Source organism: Cryobacterium suzukii (genome assembly GCF_004403185.1).
Lineage (GTDB): Bacteria > Actinomycetota > Actinomycetes > Actinomycetales > Microbacteriaceae > Cryobacterium > Cryobacterium suzukii.
The window spans coordinates 509,330-527,301 of sequence record NZ_SOHJ01000011.1 but is presented as its reverse complement, the minus strand read 5'-3'; the positions used below and the strand labels follow the sequence as shown (position 1 = coordinate 527,301).

General features: G+C 65.1%; 16 protein-coding genes and 1 tRNA gene. 9 read left to right on the top strand and 8 right to left on the bottom strand.

What is annotated here, in order from left to right; translation table 11 throughout:
- Positions 1–5: 5 nt before the first annotated feature.
- From E3T39_RS12145 to E3T39_RS12125, 5 genes are all read right to left on the bottom strand, one after another.
- Positions 6–1,133, bottom strand: a complete 1,128-nt coding sequence (locus E3T39_RS12145) for an acyltransferase family protein (RefSeq protein WP_134515617.1) — start codon at positions 1,131–1,133, stop codon at positions 6–8.
- A 13-nt stretch (positions 1,134–1,146) separates the two neighbouring features.
- Complete coding sequence (locus tag E3T39_RS12140) at positions 1,147–2,025, bottom strand: hypothetical protein (protein WP_134515615.1); 879 nt, start codon at positions 2,023–2,025, stop codon at positions 1,147–1,149.
- Positions 2,026–2,311: 286 nt separating this feature from the next.
- Positions 2,312–2,385 (bottom strand) — tRNA-Pro (locus E3T39_RS12135).
- Between the two features lie 63 nt (positions 2,386–2,448).
- The gene (locus E3T39_RS12130; protein WP_134515613.1) at positions 2,449–3,441 is read right to left on the bottom strand and encodes a metallophosphoesterase; all 993 of its coding nucleotides are present in this window, start codon (positions 3,439–3,441) and stop codon (positions 2,449–2,451) included.
- Positions 3,438–6,044: a transglycosylase domain-containing protein gene (locus E3T39_RS12125; RefSeq protein WP_241979673.1), complete on the bottom strand. Its 2,607-nt coding sequence runs from the start codon at positions 6,042–6,044 to the stop codon at positions 3,438–3,440. The genes E3T39_RS12130 and E3T39_RS12125 overlap by 4 nt, the downstream gene beginning before the upstream one ends.
- A gap of 71 nt (positions 6,045–6,115) precedes the next feature.
- Here E3T39_RS12125 and E3T39_RS16175 point away from each other — a divergent pair, with 71 nt between their 5' ends.
- Both E3T39_RS16175 and E3T39_RS12120 read left to right on the top strand, forming a co-directional pair.
- Complete coding sequence (locus tag E3T39_RS16175; protein WP_166784116.1) at positions 6,116–6,283, top strand: Sp36 family protein; 168 nt, start codon at positions 6,116–6,118, stop codon at positions 6,281–6,283.
- A 2-nt stretch (positions 6,284–6,285) separates the two neighbouring features.
- Positions 6,286–6,756, top strand: a complete 471-nt coding sequence (locus E3T39_RS12120; protein WP_134515609.1) for a RidA family protein — start codon at positions 6,286–6,288, stop codon at positions 6,754–6,756.
- 10 nt (positions 6,757–6,766) lie between these two features.
- Here the strand turns inward: E3T39_RS12120 and E3T39_RS12115 are convergent, their stop codons facing one another.
- Entirely contained in the window at positions 6,767–7,987 is a 1,221-nt protein-coding gene (locus E3T39_RS12115; protein WP_166784115.1) for an acyltransferase family protein, read from the bottom strand.
- Between the two features lie 206 nt (positions 7,988–8,193).
- Positions 8,194–10,167, bottom strand: a complete 1,974-nt coding sequence (gene acs, locus E3T39_RS12110; RefSeq protein WP_134515605.1) for an acetate--CoA ligase — start codon at positions 10,165–10,167, stop codon at positions 8,194–8,196.
- Between the two features lie 440 nt (positions 10,168–10,607).
- Between acs and E3T39_RS12105 the strand changes: the two genes are divergently transcribed.
- The 5 genes from E3T39_RS12105 (at position 10,608) to E3T39_RS12085 (ending at position 13,884) form a co-directional block, all read left to right on the top strand.
- A complete protein-coding gene (locus tag E3T39_RS12105; RefSeq protein WP_134515603.1) occupies positions 10,608–11,774 on the top strand; it encodes a TadA family conjugal transfer-associated ATPase in 1,167 nt (388 codons plus the stop codon).
- Between the two features lie 42 nt (positions 11,775–11,816).
- Positions 11,817–12,890 carry a type II secretion system F family protein gene (locus E3T39_RS12100; protein WP_134515601.1) on the top strand — a complete coding sequence of 358 codons (1,074 nt, stop codon included), beginning with the start codon at positions 11,817–11,819 and terminating at the stop codon, positions 12,888–12,890.
- A gap of 85 nt (positions 12,891–12,975) precedes the next feature.
- Positions 12,976–13,179, top strand: a complete 204-nt coding sequence (locus E3T39_RS12095; protein WP_104127989.1) for a DUF4244 domain-containing protein — start codon at positions 12,976–12,978, stop codon at positions 13,177–13,179.
- Positions 13,160–13,510 carry a TadE family type IV pilus minor pilin gene (locus tag E3T39_RS12090; protein ID WP_241979672.1) on the top strand — a complete coding sequence of 117 codons (351 nt, stop codon included), beginning with the start codon at positions 13,160–13,162 and terminating at the stop codon, positions 13,508–13,510. Before E3T39_RS12095 ends, E3T39_RS12090 begins: the two co-directional genes overlap by 20 nt.
- A 23-nt stretch (positions 13,511–13,533) precedes the next feature.
- Positions 13,534–13,884 (top strand): Rv3654c family TadE-like protein, encoded by a 351-nt coding sequence (locus E3T39_RS12085; RefSeq protein WP_166784114.1) that lies wholly within the window; start codon positions 13,534–13,536, stop codon positions 13,882–13,884.
- A 30-nt stretch (positions 13,885–13,914) separates the two neighbouring features.
- Here the strand turns inward: E3T39_RS12085 and E3T39_RS12080 are convergent, their stop codons facing one another.
- On the bottom strand, positions 13,915–14,151 hold the full coding sequence (locus E3T39_RS12080; protein WP_134515597.1) for a hypothetical protein: 237 nt from the start codon (positions 14,149–14,151) through the stop codon (positions 13,915–13,917).
- Between the two features lie 206 nt (positions 14,152–14,357).
- Here E3T39_RS12080 and topA point away from each other — a divergent pair, with 206 nt between their 5' ends.
- On the top strand, positions 14,358–17,351 hold the full coding sequence (gene topA, locus E3T39_RS12075) for a type I DNA topoisomerase (RefSeq protein WP_134515595.1): 2,994 nt from the start codon (positions 14,358–14,360) through the stop codon (positions 17,349–17,351).
- Entirely contained in the window at positions 17,348–17,965 is a 618-nt protein-coding gene (tmk, locus tag E3T39_RS12070) for a dTMP kinase (protein WP_241979671.1), read from the top strand. Before topA ends, tmk begins: the two co-directional genes overlap by 4 nt.
- Positions 17,966–17,972 lie beyond the last annotated feature (7 nt).

Sequence of the window (17,972 nt, the reverse complement as noted above, 5' to 3'; positions counted from 1 at the left end):
TCGTCTTAATCGCTGCGTGGCAGCATCCGCTCTGGGGATTCTGCCGATTCAGCCGAAACGGATGCCGCTGCATTTGCCGTTACGTCCCCCGCGGAAGCGCGACCGGAGAACCAGGCCGGCACAGCGAAACCATAGCGAAGCACCGGCAGGTCGCGCACTAGGCGCCACAACAGCAGAGAGGCGGCGACCGCGCCACCCGCGACGAGCATGGGCAGTACCGGGCCAAGGCGGTCGAGCCAGGTCTGGCCGCGGGCGAGCAGCAGCAGGCTGGTCAGGGCGGACACAAACAAAACGTGCACGACGTAGATCGGCAGGGTGTTGCGGCCGACATTGGTCAGCCAGTTGAACGCCCGGGAGCCCACCAGAAACCGGGCCACAAGGAGGCCGGCGCCGAGGGCCAACAGGCTCACCACGACGAGAGTGCCGGTGATGAACGGCACGCGGGCGTCGACGGTGAGAATCATGCCGGCCAGCACGAGGAAGCCCGCGCCGAAACCGAGGCCGAGCCAGAGGGCGCCGAAGCGGCTGGGCCGGTTGACGAAGGCCAGGATCCACTCGCGCAGGTAGCAGCCGAGCAGAAAGAACACGAAGTAGCGGCCGATGCCGTTCCAGGCGATGTTGCCGGTGTCGGCGCGCGCGAAGAACAACACCGACAGCACCGTCGCGACTCCGATTTGTAGCCGCCAGTCGATGTGCTTTCGCATGAGTTTTGAGCCAATGAAGAACAGGGCGAGGGCGTAAAGAAACCAGAGGCCGTTGCTGGGCCGCAACGGGGCGAGCAGCAGATCGACCGGGTTGGTCTCGTCGAAGCCCGCGGGGTTTGGCAGCAGGGAAAAATACCCAAAGCGGATGACTGTCCACAGCAGCAGAGCCCAGACCAGCAGGCTCAGCCGGGTGCGCCAGAGAGTGGGCCAAGTGCGTGTGATGATCGACGCGGCGAACAGGCCGGAGGCGAGGAAGAACAGCGGCATGCGAAATACGATGAAGACGAGGTTGATCTTGTTCCACAGTTCGGGTGCCAGGCCGGAAAGAACCGTCCACTGCACCGCGTGCGCCAGGGCGACGAGCAAAATCGCAATACCCTTCGCACCGTCGACCCAGTCAACCCTGGTGCGGTCGATCTCGCTGCCCACTAGTACCTCCTGATCAGACCGACCACTGGGCGAAGGTTTTGATCATGTCGGTATGGGCAAAGCCCGGCGTCTCGTGGCCGAGCGTGTGGTACATCACTTGGGCATCGGCGGCGACCGGCTTGATCTTATTGATCAGGGCGAGGCCGTTCCTGCTCGGCACGACAATGTTATCGGGGTGGGCATTATCGGAGACGAGCACCTTGACCCGGCTGTTGGTCCACGGGGTTGCGCTGATGCGTGCGGGGTTGGTTCCCTTGATCAGGGTGAGGTCGTTGCCGTAGGCATCTCCGACGTGCGCCTGGTTTTTGGTGTCGTAGGCGTAGAGCCACTCGTTGTCATAGAGACCGTTGACCATGTACAGGCCGCGAATGTACGGGATGAGCTTCTTGCCGTAGGTGTAACAGCCGAGCGATCCGCCAAAGGAGGTGGCGCGCAGAAAATTGCGGCGCACGGTGTATAGCGCTTTTAGGTAGGTCCAGGCGTTCTTCTGGGCCGTCGTGGCAATGGAGTTGGTGTACTGGGTGCCGCCGGCGTTGATGCAGATGGCAATGCTGTTCTGATCGACAACGAGCTCGCCGGGATACTTGTAGCCGCCGTTGAGCGCGTTGTGTGAGCTGGATGCTGCGTGGTAAAACCAGACGGCACCGACACCGGTCGCCGAGTTCATCGAGATCGTCTGCGGAATGAACAGTCGGGCCCGATCGCCGCCGATGTCCACTTCGATGTTGTCGTAGAGTTTTCTACCCTTCTGGGTGAGCACGTTGGAGAGACGCGACACCTCTCCCGGTAGTTTCGGGGCGGTGGCAGCGAACGCGGCGGGTGCGCCGAGCGCACCGAAGCTGAGCGTTGCTGCGCCGGCAGTTGACAAAGTGAGAAACCCTCGACGATCCATGCTGCCGAAGATAGCAGAGAGTATCGACGAGGTCCAACCCGAAAGTTATCGAGGTTGGGTTGGGCGGGGTGCGGGGCTCGGCCCCAGAATGAGACGAAGCACGATCAGCGCCAGAACGGTGCCGAATACCGCCCCAAGACTGTTGGCTACGACGTCGTTGACGGTCGCGAACCGCTCGGGTGGCCTACCGGGCCTGACGTTGAACGAGGGGCGCCGTTGCCGAAAGGCGATTACACAACAAAATCCCCACTCGATTGGAGTGGGGATTTTGTTGTACTTGCTACTGTCGGGGTAACAGGATTTGAACCTGCGACCTCGTCGTCCCGAACGACGCGCGCTACCAAGCTGCGCCATACCCCGATGGCCCGTGGGCCTCAATCAGTATAGGCGCTCACACCCTCCCGCGACGAATTGAGTCGGCAGTTAGGCGGAGGTGAGGGTGAGCAGGGTCGCCTCGGGCGGGCAGGCGAAGCGTACGGGCGCGTAAATGGAGGTTCCGAGACCGGCCGAAACGTTAAGGAATGCTGTGCGCAAGCCATGGTTCCAGAGGCTCAAGCCCTTGACCTGGCGCCGTGGAATATCGCAGTTGGTTACGAGCGCGCCGAAACCCGGCACGCAGACCTGGCCGCCGTGGGTGTGGCCGGCCAAAATCAGTTGGGCGCCATGGTTCACAAAGGAGTTCAGCACCCGCTGGTAGGGCGCGTGAGCAACACCGACGGTGAGTGTGGACCGCGGGGCCGCCGCTTCTTCAGGGTCGGGCCAAACGTCGTCGCCGAGCGGATCGTTGGCCCGCAGGTCGTCGATCGCCCGCGTGATCAGGTCGAGCCGGTCCCGCCCGATGTGCGGGTCGTCGACACCGAAGAACTCCACGTGGGTGTCATTCAGATCGAGAGCCTCAGCCGCATTGTTGATGTCGGTCCAACCGAGATCGGCAAACACCCGGCGCAGCGCATCGGTGTCGAGCTCTTCCCGGCGAATGGTGCGCCGGCTCGACGGCCCGCCGAAGTAGGTGAACGGGTTCTTCACCTGCGGCCCGATGTAGTCGTTGGAGCCGTTGACGAACACACCGGGAATGCCCCGGAACGGTGCGAGGGCGTACTCGATGCCACTGACGCCGTCTTCATGTCCGAGGTTGTCGCCGGTATCGACGACAAGGTCGGGTTTCAGGGAAGCGAGGCTGCGCACCCACTCCTGTTTGTTCTTCTGCCAGGGAGCCATGTGCAGGTCGGACAGGTGCAGCACCCGGATGGATGTCGACCCCGGCGCGAGCACCGGAACGCTCACCTCACGAAGCGTGAATCGGTTGCGCTCCACGAGCGCGCCCCAGGCGAAGGCGGCCAGGCCGACCGCGCCGGCTGCCGCGAGCGACGTGCCGACGAGTCGGCCGCCGTCGCCGAGGCGGCGAAGCGCCGTCATTCTTTGGGTTTCGTTTCGGGCACGGTCGCGGGCGTCGGTGCCGTGTACTTGCCGATGACGATGGTCACGGCGTCGCCGGGCCGGCCGGCCGTTCCCTCGCCGGGCTGGATGGCCAGGACTTTACCGTCCTGCGCCTTGTCCGTGGTTGGCTGTTCAGTCTTGGCCACGGTGAAAGCGTAGGGGGCGCCGGTGAGGGTGCTGCGGGCATCCGATTCGCTTTTGCCGATCACGGCGGGAATGACGACCCCGGTGCCGTCACTCGAGAAGGCCGTGACGGTGGCACCGCGAGTGGATGCCGCGCCACCAGCCGGATCCGTGCTGGCCACGGTGCCGGCAGGCAACTCGGAGCTGGTCACGCCGCCGTCAACAAACAGGAAGCCGGCTGCCTGGATCGTGGTCCTGGCTTCGGCCATGGACTTGCCGCGCACGTCGGGAACCGGAACGGCGACCGCGTTGATCACGCTCGACGAGGCCTCGGGAAATTCGGCTCCGCCGTACTTCGCGTTGGCGGCCGACATGACGATCGGCCAAATGCGGTGGCGCGCCGTGGAGCCATCATTGCCGAACAACCGACCGCTGCGGGTGCGTTGGTTCTTCCAGTTCAAGCCGCCGACGTTGACCACGCCGACGACGGTGGCGACCTGGGTTGTGGCGCCGCTCATCCAGGTGTCTTTGGCGAGGTCGGTGGTTCCGGTCTTGCCGATCATCGGCAGCCGGGGTGAGGTATCGCGGTTGGAAAGGCGGGCCGTTCCGCCAGTCATTACTGTTTGCATGGCGTACTGCATGCCAGCAGCCACTGCGGGTTCGACCGACTGGGTACAGGTCGACTTCGGAATCGGCAATTCGGTACCATCGGAGCTGATCATCTTGGAGATGGCGATGGGGGTGCAGGTCATGCCGTTGTTGGCGATTCCGGCGAAGGCCGCCGCCATCGTGAGCGGTGCGATCTCGTTGGTGCCGATCACCGATGCGGCGTTCTGGCCGAGGTCGCCGCCGTCGGCGCGGTGCACGCCGAAGTTCTCCGCGGTCTTGCGGATGCCGCAGAGGTCGAGCTTCTTGGCCATTCCGATGAAGCCGGTGTTGATGGAGTTGGTCGTCGATTGGAGGGCGGAATAATTGGGGTTCGATTCGCTGCTGCCGCCGTCGTTTCGGGGGTTGAAGGGCGGCGTGTCGGAATCATAATTTTGCACGCCGAGGCAGCTGTCCTGAAAGTTGCCCCAGTTGGACTTGCGGCGGGAGTCGACGCGCTCGGTGAGCGCGTGGCCTTCCTTGAGCCACTCGGCCAGCGTGAATACCTTGTAGGTTGATCCGGGTTGGAACCCGTTCGATCCCCCGTGGGCGTGGTCGGTGTTGTAGTTGAGGCTCGTGTAGTTGGCACCCGTGGCCGTAACGTCTGGATCCTGGCTGTAGTCCTTGTTTTGGGTCATCACGAGAACGGCTCCGGTGCCGACCTTGACGCTCGACACGACGCCGCCGACGTTCCAATCGTCGACGACCTTGGGAACGTTCGCGTTCAGGGCGGCAACCGCGGTCGCCTGGAGGTCGAGGTCGAGCGTCGTGTAAACGTCGAACCCGCCGCGGGTGAAGTTGTCGATGCGTTCCTCTTCGGTGGCACCGAAGGTCACGTCGTTCTTGAGAATCTTGGTCACATAATCGCAGAAAAACGCGTTATCACCGGCGGTCTGGCAGCCGGTGCTCGGAACGGTGATGACGGGCTCAATCGGCGTCGCGACGGCCGCGTCGTAGTCGGCCTGGGCGATTTTGTCGTACTTGAGCATTTCGTTAAGAATGTAATCGCGCCGAAATTTGTTGTCGGCGTAGCCGTTGGCTGCACCGTTGGTCTCGCTGTCGGGGCGGTCGAGCTGAAATTTAACCGGGTTGTTCACAATCGCTACGAGGCTCGCCGCCTGCGGCAGCGTCAAGGCCAGCGCGGTGGTGTTGAAGTAGTAGCTCGCGGCGGCTTCGATGCCATAGACCGTTCCGCCATAGCCGGCGATGTTGAGGTAGCCACGAAGAATGTCTTCTTTTTCGTACTTCTTCTCGATGCCGATGGCCAGGCGCATCTCGCGCAGCTTGCGGTCGGCGGTCGGCTTGGTGGCATCGTCGTAGCAGGCGTCGGCTTCCTCTTCGTCGGTCATCACCTCGCACTTTTGAATGAGCACGTTCTTGACGTACTGCTGGGTGATCGAGGAGCCACCGCGGGTTTCACCGCCCGCGAGGGTCTGCACGGCACCGTTGAAGCTGGACTGAATGTCTACGCCGCCGTGCTCCATGAAGCGCGGGTCTTCACCGGCGATCGCGGCATCCTTGGCGAACTGGCTGATCGCGTCGGAGGCGACGTCGACCCGGTTCTGCTCGTAGAACGAGGCCATAAGCACGCGGGTGCCCACCGGATCTTCGCTGTTGGTCGACGCGTAGATGTTGCTCTTCTGGGCGAGCCGATCGATGGAAAGGTACTCCGGCAGGCTGTCGAACACGTTGATGGTGTTCGTAGCGGCTATGCCGGACAGGGCAACGGCGGGGGCGACGGCGGCGGTCACGAGAATGCCGGCAACGACACTCATCCCAACGAGACCCAGGAAACCCCCCAGAGCCCCGCTCACGGTTCGATTTTTGGCGGACATACACTTGAGCGTAAGCGACAAATCTGAATGCCCGCCTCAATAGGAGTCACATGCCCGCCTGGGAGTACCTCACAACGCCGTTGATGATCCACAACACGGCCGCCATTTTGAACAACTGGGGCTCTGACGGGTGGGAACTCGTGCAGGTCGTAACCGGCCCCGAAGGCGGCCTGGTTGCTTACCTGAAACGCCCGCTCGCCCCCAAGGAAGAGGCATAATCGTGTCACACATCGAAGCCCGCCTGGCCGAGCTGGGCCTGGTCCTGCCGAGCGTCGTGCCGCCGGTCGCCGCGTACCTACCCGCCGTGATCAGCAACGGTTTCGTCTACACTGCCGGCCAGTTGCCCATGGTCTCTGGCGCGCTGCCCGCCACCGGCAAGGTCGGCGACGGCCACGGCCTCATTCCGGCTGCTGACGCCCAGGAGTATGCCCGCACCTGCGCGCTCAACGGCCTCGCCGCCATCAAGAGCGTGATCGGGTCGCTCGACCGCATCACCCAGGTAGTCAAGGTCACCGGCTTTGTCGCCTCCGACCCCGCGTTCACCGGTCAGCCGGCCGTCGTCAACGGTGCTTCCGACGTGCTCGTGGAGATCTTCGGCGACATCGGCCGCCACGCCCGTTCTGCCGTCGGCGTTGCGGTGCTGCCGCTCGACGCCCCGGTCGAGGTCGAGCTCATCGTTGCGTTCGCGTAGCTGACCCGCACTACGGGCGGCTCGCGAGCCGGGACATCCGCTGTGAAACGGATGCCCCGGCTCGCGTGCCATAAACCTGCGCCGGTTGCTCGACAAACCGGGTCATCAGCTGGGCTACCACCAGGCTGAGCGGCACCGAAACGAGGGCGCCCAGCCACCAGTGGCCGGGGCCGGCGAGCACTGCGAAGGCCACCACGATGGGAAAGTGCACGAGGTAGAGGCTAAAGCTGATGGACCCGAGCCAGCCCAGTGCTCGGCGCGTCCGCGGCGCCCGGCCCCGTTCCGACGTCGAGGCGGGCCAGAAAGCCACCGTAGCCACGATCACAAATGCGCCGGCCACCCGCAGCGAGAGCGTGGAGTCACTCCACCCTTCGCCGGTCAACGGACGCAGCAGCCAATAGGCCACGAGCAGAAATGGGCCGAGCGCGGCCAGCGTCCACCCGAGCGCCCGGCCGTTGACGCTCTCGACCAGCCGGTCGCTGCAGCGTTGCAGTTCGTCATAGTTGGCAGCCAGAAGGGCGCCGAGAGCGAACGGCGGCAGGTACATGAACGGTTGGGTCGTCGTGACATAGCCGATGCCGGCGAGCGCGCACAGTAGTACGACCCAGAGCAGAATGCGGCGAATCCGAACGCTGACCGGTTTGCGGGTGAACGCTGCGACGGCGACGAACACCGGAAGCAGCAGGGAGAACCACATTTCCCAGACCAAGGACCACAACGGCGGATTGATGTCGGGCCGCCGGGTTACGCCGATGATGCTGGCTTCGCGAAGCAGGTTGCCGAGGCCCAGGTCTGGCGTGTCCTGCCGGGCCAGCCACGGCCCGCCCGCTGCGCCAACCGTGCGCGGCACCAAAACGATCCAGACGACAGCCAGGCCCACCGACACCACGACGGGTGCCGCCAAACGGATGACGCGGCGCACGTAATAGGCGCTCCAGTCGTAGCGTGGCCCGGCCTCGCGGGCGGCCAGAGGGGAACGCACGAGCACGAAGCCGCTCAGCACAAAGAACACCAATACGAACTCGGGCCCGGCGAGAAAAACCTTCAGCGGGGACAGCGTGGCCCACCATCCGGCGGAAAACAGCGTGACGCCGTCGCTCGAGTCGTAGGCGGCGGCGATCTCCGGCATGGACATGGACACATGGTGCGCCAGAACGACGAGGGCGGCCACCCCGCGCAGTGCATCGAGCCGGCCCAGGCGACCGCGCAGGGGTGCCGCTGCTTCGGTCATGCCCACACAGTAGGACGCCTTGCTGGTTTCAGGGCGGGAACGTACATAATTCCTGCAATTTGTGGGGGCCGCTCGGAACATCCGTTTGAAATCAGGGGCCAGACCTGCCGCGGCGTCACATTACAGGAGTTATGGTGCCGGGGGACGAACGACGGCCGCCTCCCGAGTGGAAAACGGCCGTCGTTGATTGTGCAGGTAGCGGTTGACTACTTTTTCATTTGCGCGGTGATGGTGTTCATTACCATGGTGTCGGCGAGGGTCGTCACGTCGCCGACGTCACGCCCTTCGGCCGCGTCGCGCAGCAGGCGGCGCATGATCTTGCCGGAGCGGGTCTTCGGCAGCTCGTCGACGATGTAGATGTCACGCGGGCGGGCAATCGCACCGATCTGCTGGGCCACGTGGGCCCGCAGAATACTGACGATGTCCTCGTGCGATGCGATCTCGGCCTGGCTGAACTTGATCACCACGAACGCGACGACCGCCTGACCGGTGGTCTCATCGGCGGCACCAACCACGGCAGCTTCAGCCGTGAGCGAATGCGCCACGAGGGATGACTCGATTTCGGCGGTGGAGAGGCGGTGGCCCGAAACGTTCATCACGTCGTCGACCCGGCCCAGCAACCAAATGTCACCGTCGTGGTCGAGCCGAGCGCCGTCGCCGGCGAAGTACAGCGGTCCGTCCTTCGCGCCGATGGTGCCCTCGAACTTGTCCCAGTAGGTCTCCTTGAAGCGCTCCGGGTCGCCCCAGATGCCGCGAAGCATCGCCGGCCAGGGCTGGGTGACCACGAGGAGTCCGCCGTTTCCATGGCCAACGTGCACGCCGTCGTCGTCGAGTACGTCGATGGTGATTCCGGGCACTGGCACCTGCGCGGCGCCCGGCTTTGTCTCGGTGAGCCCCGCGAGGGCCGAAACCATGATCGATCCGGTCTCGGTCTGCCACCAGGTGTCGACGATTGGGGTCAGGCTGCTGCCGATGACCTCGCGGTACCACATCCACGCTTCCGGGTTGATGGGCTCGCCCACCGAGCCGAGCACACGCAGGCTCGACAGGTCGAACTTTTGAGGAATCTGGCGGCCGAGCTTCATAAACGTACGAATGGCGGTCGGCGCTGTATACAGAATCGAGACCTTGTACTTCTCGATGATTTCCCACCAGCGACCGGTGTGTGGAGAATCGGGGGTACCTTCGTAGAGCACCTGGGTCGCGCCGTTGGCGAGGGGGCCGTAGACCACGTAGCTGTGTCCGGTGATCCAGCCGACGTCGGCGGTGCACCAGTAGACGTCCGTTTCGGGCTTGAGGTCGAACACGTTCTGGTGGGTGAATGCATTCTGGGTCAGGTAGCCGCCGCTGGTGTGCAGGATGCCCTTTGGCGCGCCGGTCGTGCCCGATGTATACAGAATGAACAGCGGGTTCTCGGCCGGGAAGGCCTCCGCCTCGTGCTCGGGAGAGGCTGTTTCCATGGCATCGGACCACCAGATGTCGCGATCGTTCCACTGCACGTCTTGGCCGGTGCGCTTGACCACGAGCACGTTCTTCACCGAGGAATCGTTGGTCTGCAGGGCGGCGTCGACGGCCGGCTTGAGGGCGCTGATCTTGCCCTTGCGGTAGCCGCCGTCGGCCGTGATGACGAGCACGGCGTTGGCGTCGTCGATGCGGGAGCGCAGGCTCTCGGCGCTGAATCCGCCGAAAATGACCGAGTGCACGGCGCCGATGCGGGCGACGGCGAGCATGGAGATGACGGCCTCTGGGATCATCGGCAGGTAGACGGCCACACGGTCGCCGGCGGTGACGCCGAGCCCGAGCAGTACGTTGGCGGCTTTTTTGACCTCGGTAGTCAGTTCGGAGTAGGTGTAGCTGCGGGAATCGCCGGGCTCGCCCTCAAAGTACAGAGCGACGCGGTCGCCGTTGCCGGCGAGAACGTGACGGTCGAGGCAGTTATACGCGACGTTGAGTTCGCCGTCTTCGAACCACTTCGCGAATGGCGGGTTGGTCCAGTCGAGAGTCTTAGTGAATGGCTTGTGCCAGTGCAGCAGATTACGGGCCTGATCAGCCCAAAACATTGCCGGATCCTTCTGCGAGACTGCGTACAGGTCTTGTGTCGCTATCGTCTGTGCGGCGAACTCAGCAGTGGGCGCGAATCGACGCGATTCGTGCAGGAGGGTGTCAATTTTAACCGTCATATGTGTAATTCGCTCCTTTGCGGTACGTGCATGCAGGACATTGCCAGCTCAACTGAACCCTACCGGTTCTCGGCCAATCTCTGTATACACAAACGAAAAACTGAGAAATGAACCCTCGTTTCGGGGTGATTTTGCACCCCCCGGCCGAGTGTCCTCACAAAAGAGGACATTGGACTTGCAATCTGAGCACGTCTGCGTAAACTGAAACACGTCTGAACGAAAGTTTTGACCAGCATCGCGTACGGTTCCCCCCAATCTGCGCGGTGCTAGGCGGCACCTGTTCCCCCCAATAGGTGCCGCCCCTTCTTTTTAAGCGATTCACGGCTCCTGATCGCGAAAATCTGCTGGGGCGGCTCCTCCCCAACGGCCTCGACCGACCGGCTGTCCACGGAATGTGCCGGGGGAGCTATCACGGGGCCGCCTCACCGTACCGTCGAGGCATGGGCCAGCCTTTCGTTGCCGTTCCGTCCTACGCCGTGGTGGTCGCTGCCGTGCCGGCCTCGACAGCCGTGGACGATCCCTGGGCCGCGCGGTCGGACACTTCACGTTCGACAGGTGCACCGCCGGCGAATTCCGCTCGGCATCGCACGGCGACAACGGATGTCGCTGGCACCAGACCGGAGGCCGGCGCAGCAGTAGCAGTCTCGGCAGGGGGCGGCAGTGAGCGCCTGAACGTGCGCGCGCTGGGTCCGCTGGCTAGCTATGCCTCAGCCCCGGACACCACGGACCTGTTTGTCAACGGGGATTCCGGGCTCTGGATCGACGCCGGACATGGCCTCGCCTTCGTGCCAGCCTGGCACCTCGGCGAGGCCGAGGTGCGTGAGTTGGCTGTGCGCCTGATCGCACTTGGCGGGCGACACATCGATGAGGCGAGCCCGTGCGTCGACGTACGGTTGGCCGACGGGATTCGGGTGCACGCCGTGCTTCCGCCGGTATCGAGCACGGGAACATTGCTGTCAATTCGGCTGCCGCACGCTGCCGACCGGAGCCTCGGTGCACTCGCTGACGCCGGCCTGTTTGGCACGGGGGAGGCATGCGCTGCCCGGCTAAATCGGCTGCGTGCTGCGGTGCACGGCCGCCAAAACCTGCTCATTACCGGTGCCGCGGGGAGTGGAAAGACGACGCTGTTGGCGGCCCTTTTGGGCGAAGCGCCAGCCGACGAGCGCATCGTCGCGATCGAAGACGTTGCGGAGCTGCGCATTCGGCATCCGCACGTGGTGGCCCTCGAGGCCAGGCAGGCCAATCTGGAGGGGGCCGGGCGTATCGGCCTGGAGGCGTTGCTGCGGGAGGCGCTGCGCATGCGGCCGGATCGCCTCGTGCTCGGCGAGTGCCGGGGGTCGGAGATTCGGGAGCTGCTTGCCGCGCTCAACACCGGGCACGACGGGGGAGCGGGCACGCTGCACGCGAATTCGCTCGAAGACGTTCCGGCTCGACTGGAGGCGCTCGGTTCTCTCGCCGGAATGAGCGCTTCGGCCGTGGCTCGGCAGACGGTGAGCGCCATCGGGCTGGTGCTGCACCTGGAACGTACCGACGGGGTGCGCAGGCTTGACGCGGTCGGCCGATTCACCCTCGACGGCCGTGACCGTCTCTCGATCGAAGCGATCTGATGCTCCGAGATCGATCATCCACGATTCGCAGAACGTGCAACGATGCGCCGGGCTGACACGGTACCGCCGATCGAGGAGGTCGCGTCGGTCACGCAACGGCTGGCCGTGCTGCTGTCGGCCGGTGTTTCCCCGGTGTCGGCCTGGGGCTACCTGTTGCCGGAGCACGGTGCGGCGGCGGCTCCGGTTGCCGTACCGATCAAGTTCCGGGCGGCCGACTCGAATCACGCTGGCACGGCCACAGCGCCTATCCTGCGTGCTGCAGCGCGCGCTGCGGCTCGGGGCGACAGCGTGGCCGATGCGATCGCCGTTGAGGCGCGCCGGCAGCCCCGGAAGATTCCGCAGGGGATCGTCGACGCGCGGAAGCCCGCTGGGCGGCCTGCGCGGCGCCGCGACGACGCGGCGGGACAAGCCGAGCGCGCCTGGCTCGGACTCGCCGCGGCCTGGCAGGTGGCCACTCAAGCTGGTGCTCCGCTGGCCGGGTGCCTGCGTGAGCTCGCCGCGTCGCTGCGCGAACTCGCCCAGGTACAGCGCGATCTGGAGGTGGCGCTGGCCGCGCCGCGGGCCACGGCACGACTGGTGATGGTGCTGCCGGTGATCGGCGTCGTCTTCGGCAGCCTGATGGGTTTCGATTCCCTGCACACCCTGTTTTTGACCGTGCCAGGGCTGGTCTGTCTCGGTGGCGGCGCTCTCCTGATGCTCGCCGCAGCAGGCTGGAACCGTGCGCTGGTGCGCCGGGCGGGCCCGACCGACCTGACACCAGGGCTGCGACTGGAACTTATGGCAATTGCCATGTCCGGTGGCGGGTCGATCGACCGTTCGCGGGCGTTGGTGCACGCGGCCGCCGAGCGGTACGGCATTGCGCCCGGCACTGATGGTGGTTCCGTCGACCGGATACTTGGCTTGTCGACACGTGCGGGAGTTCCCGCGGCAGAGCTGCTGCGCAGCGAGGCTGAACAGCTACGTCGTGATGCCCGAAGTGCTGGACAACGTCGGGCGGCAACTCTCTCGGTCACGCTCATGCTGCCACTCGGCCTCTGCGTGCTGCCCGCGTTCATGCTGGTGGGCGTGGTGCCGTTGCTGCTCAGCGTGCTCTCCTCCACCCTGACGACGTTCTGAAACTCTCCACAGATAAGCGGATGCCGCGGCGCGCGCTGACGGATGGGAGCAGAGTGAATGTGCTCGTGCCGCCCAACCCGCGTCGATGGACGCCGAAGGAGATGAGTCTGTGTATACAAAGACCACCCTGAAAACCCTGGCCGACGAAGCCGGAGCCGCGACGGCGGAATACGTTGTCGCCACGATGGCCGCGGTCGGGTTTGCCGGGCTGCTCATCGTCATTCTGCGCAGCGACGAGGTGCGGGGAATGCTCACCGATCTGGTGCGACGTGCCCTCAGTATTGGGTAGCGCAAATAACAGGGGCAGTACGACCGCCGAATTCGCCACGGCGCTGCCGGCGGTCGTGCTCGTTCTGGCCTGCTGCCTCGGTGCTGTGCAGGTGGTCGGCGTGCACGTGCGGCTGACGGATGCCGCTGCCAGCGCCGCTCGTGCGCTCGCGCGTGGCGACACCGCGGCGCGCGCCGCCGGCCTCGTCCTCCACAGCGTGCCGGGGGCCAGCCTGGCTTCGGAACGTCGCGGCGATTTCGTCTGTGCTCGAGTTACCGCGCACAGTCTGCCGGGGATCTTTGCCGGGCTAACCCTCGAGGCACACTCATGTGCCCTGGCCGGCGGTCAATGAGCGCGTGCGGCGACACGGCGAACGTGCCAGACGCCGCGTGCGAGGGCTCCGAGAGAGGAGCGGGGTCTATCCTCGCCCTCGCGGTGCTCGCTGCCACAGTGTTGCTGACGACGCTTGTCGTATCGGTCCTCGCACTGCTCGCGGTCGGCCGGTCAGTCGCGAACGCGGCCGACGCGTCCGCGCTCGCCGCCGCAGACACCGCCTCCGGCGCGATCGCGGGCTACCCGTGCGAGGCCGCGCGGGCTGTGGCGTCGCTGAATGGGACTGCCGTCACGCGCTGTACAGTCACGGGGCTGATCGCATCCGTTTCGGTGGGGCGGCGAGTGCAGGGCATAGATATTTTCGCGAGTGCCCGGGCCGGGCCGCCGCCCTGATGGGACGCCCGGTGAGCCGGGCCGGGCGAACTAGGAGAGGAGCACTTCGAGGTAGCGGTATTCGACCGCGCTCGGGCGGCCGGGGGAAGCGGAACCCTCGAACTCCAGGCCGGCGCCGCGCGCGTAGAGGTAGCGCTTGCCGGAGTCGGCCGGAATCTCGATGCGCGGCTGCGGATCACCCGAGTCGAGAAAGGTCGTCGTGATTGTCTTGCCCTGAAGGGGCCCATCCGTCAACTTCGCGGTGTATGTGGCCGTCATTGTACCCATGGGACTATTCTGCACTTGGGCGGGCAATCGGCAAGGGTTCGGGATTGTTGTGCGGCTCCCTCAGAGCGAACTGAGCGGTGGCTGGGAACGACGTGTGCGCGAGCGTGACGCGCCGAGACGTGCCCGTCGATTAGGCGGGCACTCCATTCCGGTGTGTATGGTGTGCCTTGGCCCACATTTGGTCACTACGTATAAAGAGGAGTCTGGTGCCAGGCACTAAGAAGCTGGTCATTGTTGAATCACCGACCAAGATGAAGTCGATCGCCGCCTATCTCGGCGATGGCTACGAGGTTTTGTCTTCGGTCGGTCACATTCGCGATCTGATCGAGCCGAAAAACCTGCCGCCGGAGCTGAAGAAAGGTGCTCTCGGCCGATTCTCGGTCGACGTGGAGAACGGCTTTGAACCGTACTACGTAGTCTCTGACGCCAAGAAAAAGACCGTTAGCGAGCTCAAGCGGGCCCTCAAGAATGCGAACGAACTCTTGCTCGCAACTGATGAGGACCGCGAGGGTGAGGCCATTGCCTGGCACCTGTTGCAGGTGCTGCAGCCCAAGGTTCCGGTCAAGCGCATGGTCTTTCACGAGATCACCAAAGACGCGATCCTCGCCGCCAAAGACAACACCCGCGACCTCGACACCGCCTTGGTCGACGCGCAGGAAACCCGCCGTATCCTCGACCGCATCTACGGCTACGAGATTTCCCCGGTGCTGTGGCGCAAGGTCGGCCCCGGCCTGTCCGCCGGCCGCGTGCAGAGCGCCGCGACCCGCCTCGTCGTCGACCGGGAGAAGGAGCGCCTCGCGTTCGTCTCCGCCGGGTACTGGGATCTGCTGGCGCGACTGGCGGCATCCGCTTCAGAAACTGACCAGGCGTTCGATGCCAAGCTCGTGCGCCTGAACGGTGAGCGAATTGCCACCGGTGGCGACTTCGACGACTCCGGTGCTCTGAAGCCCAGCGTGAAGGCCGTCACCCTCGACGCCTCCGCCGCACAGGCCCTGACCATCGCGCTGAAGAGCCCCGGTGTGAAGCTGGAAGTGACCAAGGTCACCTCCAAGCCGTATCGTCGCAGCCCCGCCGCACCATTCACGACGTCGACCCTGCAGCAGGAAGCGGCGCGCAAGCTGCGCTTCACCGCCCGCCAAACCATGAGCGTTGCCCAGTCGCTGTACGAAAACGGGTACATCACCTATATGCGTACCGACTCGCCGTCGCTCGGGCAGCAGGCCCTCACCGCCGCCCGCACGCAGGCCGCTGCTCTGTACGGCGCCGAGACGGTTCCGGATGCCCCGCGCGCCTACAAGGGCAAGAGCAAGAACGCTCAGGAAGCGCACGAGGCCATTCGCCCCTCCGGCGACACTTTCCGCACCCCGGCGTCGCTCGCGTCAAGCCTGCGTGGCAATGACTTTAAGCTGTACGACCTGATCTGGAAGCGCACCGTCGCCTCGCAGATGAAGGATGCCACCGGCTCGACTGCCTCCGTGACCATCGCGGCTGGCCCGACTGGCGCATCGGAGCACGCCGCGGCGTCGGGCGCTCTCGCTGAGTTCTCGGCCAGTGGAACGGTCATCACGTTCCGTGGTTTCATGCTCGCCTACGAGGAGTCGAAGGACGAGGAGCGCAACGCGGAGGCCGTTGCGACCGAGTCGAAGCTGCCGCCGCTCGAAGAGGGCCAGAAATTGGCCCTGCAGGACCTCGAGGCCAAGGGCCACGAAACGACCCCGGCCGCCCGCTACACCGAGGCCAGCCTGGTGAAGAAGCTCGAAGAGCTCGGCATCGGCCGCCCGTCGACGTTCGCCTCGATCATCTCGACCATCACCGAGCGCGGCTATGTCACGCCGCGGGGCCAGTCGCTCGTTCCCAACTGGATCGCGTTCTCGGTCGTGCGCCTGCTCGAAGAATTCTTCGGCGACCTGGTCGAATATGACTTCACCGCCGAGATGGAGGACGACCTCGACCGCATCGCCGGCGGCGAAGCCAACCGACTCGACTGGCTCAATAGCTTCTACTTCGGCAGTGACAAGCACCGGGGTCTCCGCCAGGTCATCGACAACCTCGGCGAGATCGACCCGCGGGTGATCAACTCGGTCACCATCAGCGACGACATCACCCTGCGTATCGGCAAGTACGGTCCATATCTCGAAGTCATCGATCCCGACGCTGCAGCGGATGCCCCGCCCCGCCGCGTAAACATCCCGCCGGAACTCGCTCCCGACGAACTGACCGCGACCAAGGCCCGTGAGCTCATCGATGCCCCCGTCGTCACTGACCGAGTGATCGGACTCAACCCCGAGAACGGCAAGGAAATCGTTGCGAAAGACGGTCGGTTCGGGCCGTACGTCACCGAGCTCGCGCCGGCCCCGGCCGAACCGGTCGTCCCAGTCGTCGTTGCCGCCCCGGTTGAGACGATCGACCCCGCCACCGGCGAGGTCACCGTCGCGAAGCCTAAGCGCAAGCCGGCAGCCAAGAAGGTGGCCGCTGCCGACAAGCCGCGTACAGCATCCATTTTCAAGTCCATGGACCTGGCCACCGTTGACCTCGAAACGGCGCTGCGCCTGCTTGCCTTGCCGCGCACGGTCGGGCTCGACCCGGAGACCGGCACCGAGATTCTGGCGCAGAACGGCAAGTTCGGGCCGTACCTGAAGAAGGGCATCGATACCCGGTCGCTCACGAGCGAAGACCAGATCTTCGACATCGACCTTCCGGGCGCGATCGAGCTCTACGCGCAGCCGAAGTACGGCGCGCGCCGGGCGTCGAGTGCCCTGAAGGAATTCGAAGCACCCGACCCCGAAAGTGGCAAGGCGATCAAGATCAAGGACGGCCGGTTTGGTGCGTATGTGACCGATGGGGTCACCAACGCGACGATTCCCAAGTCGGAGGACATCGAGGAGATCGACTTCGACCGGGCCGTGCAGCTGCTCGCGGACAAGCGGGCCAAGGGCCCGGCCGCGCCGCGTAAGAAGGCACCGGCCAAGAAAGCCGCCGTCAAGAAGCCGGCGGTGAAGAAGGCGCCGACTGCAGCAGCGAAGGCGGCCACCGCGAAGAAGGCCGCCGCGACCCGGGCCGCGAACGCGGCAGCCAAGGCGGCGTTGGCCGGCACGGCCCCGGTCAAGAAGCCCGCAGTGAAGAAGCCCGCCGTGAAGAAAGCGGCCAGTTCGGCCGCTGAATCCGCTGCCACGACCACGATCGCGCCGAAGGCGTCGTGACCGGTCTCTTCATCACCCTCGAGGGCGGCGACGGCTCCGGCAAAACCACGCAGGCGCAGCTGTTGACCGACTGGCTCGAAGAGCGGGGGCGCACTGTCGTGCGCACCCGCGAGCCAGGGGGAACGGATGTCGGCGTGGAGATTCGCCAGATCGTGCTGCACCATCGCGGGGAGGTAGACCCGCGCGCCGAGGCGCTGCTGTACGCCGCCGACCGCGCCCAGCACGTGGGCACCAAGCTGCGGCCGGCGCTCGCTCGCGGTGACGTGATCGTGCAGGACCGTTATCTGGACTCCTCGGTCGCCTATCAGGGGGCCGGGCGTGTGCTCGGCGCCACTGAGGTGCGTGATTTGTCGCTCTGGGCGGCCGAAGGTCTGCTTCCCGACCTGACCGTGCTGCTCGACCTCGACTCGCGCGTAGCCCGGGCCCGGCTCGATGCCGACGACAAAGTCTTCGACCGGCTCGAGGCCGAGAAGAACGACTTTCATGCCCGCGTGCGCGCTGCGTTCCTGGAATTGGCTGCCGCCGAACCCGACCGGTTCCTGGTACTGGATGCCGCAGCCCCCACCGCCGACATCGCCGCCAGCATCAGAGCCCGGGTAGCGCCCCTCCTCTAACAGTCAG